The sequence below is a fragment of the Flavihumibacter stibioxidans genome (assembly GCF_014332695.1).
Lineage (GTDB): Bacteria > Bacteroidota > Bacteroidia > Chitinophagales > Chitinophagaceae > Flavihumibacter > Flavihumibacter stibioxidans.
This window is the reverse complement of the sequence record NZ_MBUA01000001.1, coordinates 1,563,711-1,570,000: the sequence shown is the minus strand read 5'-3', so window position 1 is coordinate 1,570,000 and position 6,290 is coordinate 1,563,711. Positions and strand designations below refer to the sequence as shown.

The 6,290-nt window shown below is 48.9% G+C and carries 5 protein-coding genes and 2 rRNA genes (1 of these 7 only partly in view); 3 read left to right on the top strand and 4 right to left on the bottom strand.

What is annotated here, in order from left to right:
- Positions 1-2,135, top strand: a 23S ribosomal RNA gene (locus BC349_RS06680); it begins 748 nt to the left of the window's first position.
- Positions 2,136-2,230: 95 nt separating this feature from the next.
- Positions 2,231-2,342 (top strand): 5S ribosomal RNA (rrf, locus tag BC349_RS06675).
- A 242-nt stretch (positions 2,343-2,584) separates the two neighbouring features.
- Here rrf and BC349_RS06670 read toward each other — a convergent pair.
- The 4 genes from BC349_RS06670 to BC349_RS06655 form a co-directional block, all read right to left on the bottom strand.
- Complete coding sequence (locus tag BC349_RS06670; RefSeq protein WP_246456809.1) at positions 2,585-3,826, bottom strand: PQQ-dependent sugar dehydrogenase; 1,242 nt, start codon at positions 3,824-3,826, stop codon at positions 2,585-2,587.
- A 93-nt stretch (positions 3,827-3,919) separates the two neighbouring features.
- The gene (locus tag BC349_RS06665) at positions 3,920-4,252 is read right to left on the bottom strand and encodes a hypothetical protein (RefSeq protein ID WP_187255927.1); all 333 of its coding nucleotides are present in this window, start codon (positions 4,250-4,252) and stop codon (positions 3,920-3,922) included.
- Positions 4,253-4,277: 25 nt separating this feature from the next.
- Positions 4,278-4,445, bottom strand: a complete 168-nt coding sequence (locus BC349_RS06660; protein ID WP_187255926.1) for a hypothetical protein — start codon at positions 4,443-4,445, stop codon at positions 4,278-4,280.
- A gap of 47 nt (positions 4,446-4,492) precedes the next feature.
- The gene (locus BC349_RS06655) at positions 4,493-5,074 is read right to left on the bottom strand and encodes a gamma carbonic anhydrase family protein (RefSeq protein ID WP_246456807.1); all 582 of its coding nucleotides are present in this window, start codon (positions 5,072-5,074) and stop codon (positions 4,493-4,495) included.
- Between the two features lie 20 nt (positions 5,075-5,094).
- Between BC349_RS06655 and BC349_RS06650 the strand changes: the two genes are divergently transcribed.
- Entirely contained in the window at positions 5,095-6,285 is a 1,191-nt protein-coding gene (locus tag BC349_RS06650; protein ID WP_187255925.1) for an aspartate aminotransferase family protein, read from the top strand.
- The last annotated feature ends 5 nt before the right edge of the window (positions 6,286-6,290 follow it).

Genomic DNA, 6,290 nt, shown 5'->3' with positions numbered 1-6,290 from the left:
ACACTGGAGGACCGAACTCATTAACGTTGAAAAGTTATGGGATGACCTGTGGATAGGGGTGAAAGGCCAATCAAACTGAGAGATAGCTCGTTCTCCCCGAAATGTTTTTAGGAACAGCGTCGCATATAGAAGTTTATTAGAGGTAGAGCTACTGATTGGGCTAGGGGGCTTCACCGCCTACCAAACCCTGACAAACTCCGAATGCTAATAAATATCTGCGGCAGTGAGGCTGTGGGCGCTAAGGTCCATGGCCGAGAGGGAAATAACCCAGATTAGCAACTAAGGTCCCTAATACGTAGTTAAGTTGAACAAACGAGGTGGAGTTTCTAAAACAGCCAGGATGTTGGCTTGGAAGCAGCCATTCATTTAAAGAGTGCGTAACAGCTCACTGGTCGAGAGACTCTGCACGGAAAATGATCGGGCATCAAACTACGAACCGAAGTTCTAAATTCCATACTTGTATGGAGTGGTAGGGGAGCATTCCAATCTGCGTTGAAGGTGTGTGGTGATGCATGCTGGAGCGGTTGGAAAAGAAAATGTAGGCATAAGTAACGATAAAACAAGTGAAAAACTTGTTCGCCGTAAGACTAAGGGTTCCTGATCAACGTTAATCGGATCAGGGTTAGTCGGGTCCTTAGGCAAACCCGAAAGGGGCAGCTGATGGAAAACTGGTTAATATTCCAGTACCGGCATTAGTTTCGATGGGGTGACGTGTTAGTGAAAGGTCCGCGCAGTTACGGAATACTGCGTTAAAGCCCGTAGATATATCCTGTGTAGGCAAATCCGCACGGGATGTCGAAGGTGATAGTACTAGAAAGCTTCGGCTGGATAGATAGTGACCCTAATCATAGCACCGAGAAAAACCTCTAAGGATAGGCTAATGCCGCCCGTACCGTAAACCGACACAGGTAGTCGAGATGAATATTCTAAGGCGCTCGGGTGAGCCGTGGAGAAGGAACTAGGCAAATTGACGCTGTAACTTCGGGATAAAGCGTACCGCAGCGATGCGGTCTCAGTAAAATGGTTCAACCAACTGTTTAACAAAAACACAGGGCCCTGCAAAATCGTAAGATGACGTATAGAGCCTGATACCTGCCCGGTGCTGGAAGGTTAAGGAAGGATGTTCGGAGTAATCCAAAGCTTCTGACTGAAGCCCCAGTAAACGGCGGCCGTAACTATAACGGTCCTAAGGTAGCGAAATTCCTTGTCGGGTAAGTTCCGACCTGCACGAATGGTCTAATGAGTTGAACACTGTCTCCTCCACGAGCCCGGTGAAATTGTAGTATCGGTGAAGATGCCGGTTACCCGTCACGGGACGGAAAGACCCCATGAACCTTCACTACAACTTTGCATTGATTTTGAGCACCAAGTGTGTAGGATAGTTGGGAGACTATGAAGCAGTGTCGCCAGGCATTGTGGAGTCATCGTTGAAATACCAACCTCTTGTTGCTTAGAACCTAACCCCTGAAGGGGGACATTGCATGGTGGGTAGTTTGACTGGGGTGGTCGCCTCCTAAAAAGTAACGGAGGCTCGCAAAGGTACCCTCAGTACGGTTGGTAATCGTACGCAGAGCGCATTAGTATAAGGGTGCTTGACTGTGAGACATACAAGTCGATCAGGTGCGAAAGCAGGCTAAAGTGATCCGGTGGTTCTGTATGGAAGGGCCATCGCTCAAAGGATAAAAGGTACTCTGGGGATAACAGGCTGATCTCACCCAAGAGCTCATATCGACGGTGAGGTTTGGCACCTCGATGTCGGTTCGTCACATCCTGGGGCTGGAGAAGGTCCCAAGGGTTCGGCTGTTCGCCGATTAAAGTGGCACGTGAACTGGGTTCAGAACGTCGCAAGACAGTTCGGTCCCTATCTGTGATGGGCGTTAGAAAATTGAGAGGACATGACCTTAGTACGAGAGGACCGGGTCGTACGTACCGCTGGTGTATCGGTTGTGCCGCCAGGTGCAATGCCGAGTAGCTATGTACGGAAAGGATAAACGCTGAAAGCATCTAAGCGTGAAACCTACCTTAAGATGAGTTTTCTTTTAAGGGTCGTCAGAGACTATGACGTTGATAGGCTACAGGTGTAAAGGTGGTAACATCAAAGCCGAGTAGTACTAATTGCCCGTAAGCTTTAATTTTTTAATTCTATATGGATTAGGAAATATTACATACCCGTGAAATTGCAACTTCCCAATATGTTATCTTATTGAAGTGGATCATTCCACCAATGTCTTATGGTGCTTATGCCGAGGGTGTTCACCTCTTCCCATACCGAACAGAGAAGTTAAGCCCCTCATGGCCGATGGTACTGCTATACCAGGCGGGAGAGTAGGTAGGTGCCATATTTATTATAAAGAGCCTTTCAGGAAACTGAAAGGCTTTTTTATTGCACATACCCCTACCCCGCGCTAACTAATACCCTCAGATTTCCCCCACCCAAATTCTGTTGAAAGAAGGTTTCGCCTATTCCCCTCCCGAAATAGAAACCCACCCGTAACTGTTAAGCCCGCTAATAGACTCAAAAAAAGACCCGAAAGCAGTGCATACACAGCCTCCGGGTCATGACTATTGAAGTTGGATTTCAATACTATTTCTTCGCAATGCGGTAGAGCTTTCCACCATCCGTAACAGCATATAGTGCCCCATCCTTGCCCATGGTGATGTCGCGGAAACGTTCGCCTTCATTGGCGAGTAATCGCTCTTCTCCCACCACCTTGTTGTTTTCAATGACGATACGCGCTATATGTGTGCTGCTTAGCCCGCCGATGAACAGGTTGTTCTTCCACTCAGGCATAATATCGCTGGAATAAAAACAAATTCCGCTCGGCGATAAAACCGGATCCCAGTAATACACAGGTTGCTCCAAACCTTCTTTTTGTGTCTGGCTGTCGCCCACAGCTTCACCACTGTATTCAATGCCGTAAGTAATGGTTGGCCAGCCATAGTTCTTGCCCGGAACAATCCGGTTGAGTTCATCGCCACCTTTAGGACCAAATTCAGTTTCCCAGAGTTCACCTGTTACAGGATGAAGCGCCAGTCCCTGCGGGTTGCGATGGCCTAAGGAATATATCTCCGCCCTGGCGTCAGCCTGCCCTTCGAAAGGATTTCCAGGCGCAGGTTTGCCATCAGTGGTAATGCGGAAGGTCTTACCCAGGCTGGTGTTCAACTGCTGAACCAGGGGCCTGTTCTCTTTATCGCCACGGTCACCGGTACCGAAAATGAGATGGCCGGTCTTATCAAACAATACCCTGCCACCAAAGTGCGCACCTCCTTGTTTTGCCGGAGTGGCCCGGTAGATCACGGTTGCGTTCTCAATTTTTTTCTCATCGGCAGACAGCTTTCCTTTCGCGATGGAGGTGTGGGTTCCTTCGGCGACCTTTTCTGAAAACGCCCAGTAAACCATCCGGTTATTGGAGAAATCAGGATCAATGGTTAGTCCCAGTAAACCTCCCTGTCCATTTGCGTTCACCGCAGGCAGTCCGGTGATGGGCTCCCCAACCTGGCCATCAGTGGTCGCAATGCGCATGGTGCCGGTTTTCTGGGTCATCAGTAACCTGCCGTCGGGCAGGCTGGTGATTCCCCAGGGCTTATCCAGGGAGCTGAATAAAACCTTGTGTTCATAAGGGGTGGTGGTTTTTACACCTGCAATACGGGTCTGCCCTTCAAATGCGGGTTTGTAGTTACTGTTGGGGGCTTTGGTTTCCACCGGGTCGCCCGCTCCGCTGGTGTCTGTTACTGCTTGCTGGTTATTACTGGTAGTTTGCGTGCTGCAGGATGCGAACGCCACAGCCAGAAAAGCTCCGATAATAGGCAGAAATTTAGGCATCATGATTATTTTAGTTGTCTGGTTATTACAAAAATGTAAACCTAACAATTAATATAACCGGATGTTTCCCGCCGTGTTAAATTTTGTAAGTGAATCCTAAGCGATGAATTTCCTTGCCGTATTGACCATGAGCCTGGATTCAAGGAAGGTGGCAACTTCGGCTATCACTTTATTGTCGCGGGGGATAGCTTTCCCCGTCTGCCTGGGGTAGAGGCAGATGCCGGTATAAATATTGTAATGCAGGCAAAGGGGATGGCCTTTGTAGCTGAAATCCCAGGTCAGGGAATCAAAATCGTCCAGTTTCCCGGAGAAACTGATTTTTAATCCATCGGTAAGGAGGTTGGCCACTTCATAAAAACGTTTCAGGCCGCCGTCCTCATCGATGATAGCCTCGGTAAAGCCGTCGTGGGTGTGTAGTACGGGACACATATGATAGGGTTTAGGTGACGGAGGACTAAGCCTTGAATTTCTTTGTTTTCGGCAATTTCTCTCCGCTCAGGATCCGCTCAGCACCCACGTTTTTCCCGTTGGACGGACATCCTGATTTCGATGTTTTGCAGGATGTCATCATCAGCAGCATTCCCACAGCAAAAAGGAGGGAACCGTAACGAAACAATTTCATAAGGCTTTTCTTTTTATAACGTAAACCCTCTGAAAAAAGTATGCCGGTTATTTTACCTGGTCCCTGAACCAGCCGGAATAGCGGATATAATTATTGGCAATCCGGTCAATTTCACCGTGGATCAGTTCCTGGGAGATGTCTTTTACCTTTTTGGCAGGAACTCCGGCATAGATACTGCCCGGCTCACAAACAGTTCCTTCCAGCACCACTGCCCCGGCAGCAATAATGGTATTGCTGTTGACCACCGCGTTGTCCATGATGATGGAACCCATACCTATCAATACATTGTCGTGCAGGGTGCAGCCATGTACAATGGCATTGTGTCCAATGGAAACATTGTGGCCGATGGTCACTTTGGTTTTCTGGAATGTGGCGTGGATCACCGCCCCATCCTGGATATTCACTTTATTACCCATGCGTATGCTGTTCACATCACCCCGCACCACCGCATTGAACCAGATACTGCATTGGTTGCCCATGACAACATCTCCTACAATAGTAGCGTTGGGCGCAATGAAACAATCTTCCCCGAACTGGGGGTAAACTCCGTTGACGTGAAGAATAACAGGCATACGGTGAATGGTGAATGGTGAATGGTGAATGGTGAATTTCAGGACAAATATCAGCATCTTTGCTTACAAAGAATGTTATGAATCAGCGGCAGTTATTTTTACAACATGTAGCCCAGACATCGCCGGCTCCGCTGGCCCTGGAAATTGTCAAAGCAAGGGGTGTTATCCTGGAAGATGCCGCCGGAAAGGAATATATTGACCTCATTGCGGGTATCAGCGTTTGTAATGTTGGCCACTGCCACCCGAAAGTGGTAAAAGCCATCAAAGCCCAGGCGGAGCAATACCTTCACCTGCTGGTGTATGGAGAATTTGTTGAATCTCCCCAGGTGCAGTATGCGAAAATGCTGGCCGACCACCTTCCCGAATCGCTGAACAGTATCTATTTCACCAATTCCGGTGCGGAAGCTACGGAAGGGGCCATGAAGCTAGCCAAACGGGTAACCGGTCGTACCAATATCATTGCCTTCGAGCAATCCTACCATGGATCTACTCAGGGCGCACTCAGTATCCTGGGCGATGAATACTGGCGAAATGCCTACCGGCCGCTCTTACCCGGTATCCTTCACCTGCCTTATAATGACAATGCCGTCCTTGAACATATCACCACCGATACTGCCTGTGTGATACTGGAAACCATACAGGCAGAAAGGGGAGTACACGCCCCATTAAATTCGTGGTTAACGGCCTTGCGTAACCGCTGCACGGAAACCGGCACACTGCTGGTGATGGATGAGATCCAGACAGGATTTGGCCGCACAGGCCATCTCTGGGGATTTGAAGCATTCGGCATTGTCCCGGATATTATATTGCTGGGAAAGGCACTGGGCGGCGGTATGCCCCTGGGCGCTTTTGTCGCCCGTAAAGAACTGATGGATTGTTTCACCGCCAACCCTGTATTGGGACATATCACCACTTTTGGCGGCCACCCGGTTAGTTGTGCCGCGGGGATGGCCGCAATGAAGGTATTGCTGAAAGAAAAACTTATCCAAAAAGTCGCTGAGAAAGAAGCCCTTTTCCGACAATTGCTCCACCATCCCGCCATAAAGGCCATAAGATCCAGAGGCCTGCTGATGGCAGTTGAGTTTGACAGCTTTGAAACCAATAAAAAGGTGATCGACCGTTGTATTGAAAAAGGGTTGTTGACTGACTGGTTCCTTTTTGGCGCCAACAGCATGCGGATCGCTCCCCCGCTGACCATCACCAAAAAAGAAATCAGGAAAGCCTGTGAGATCATTCTTTCCGCGATTGATGAGATCATAGTTGAATAATCCCC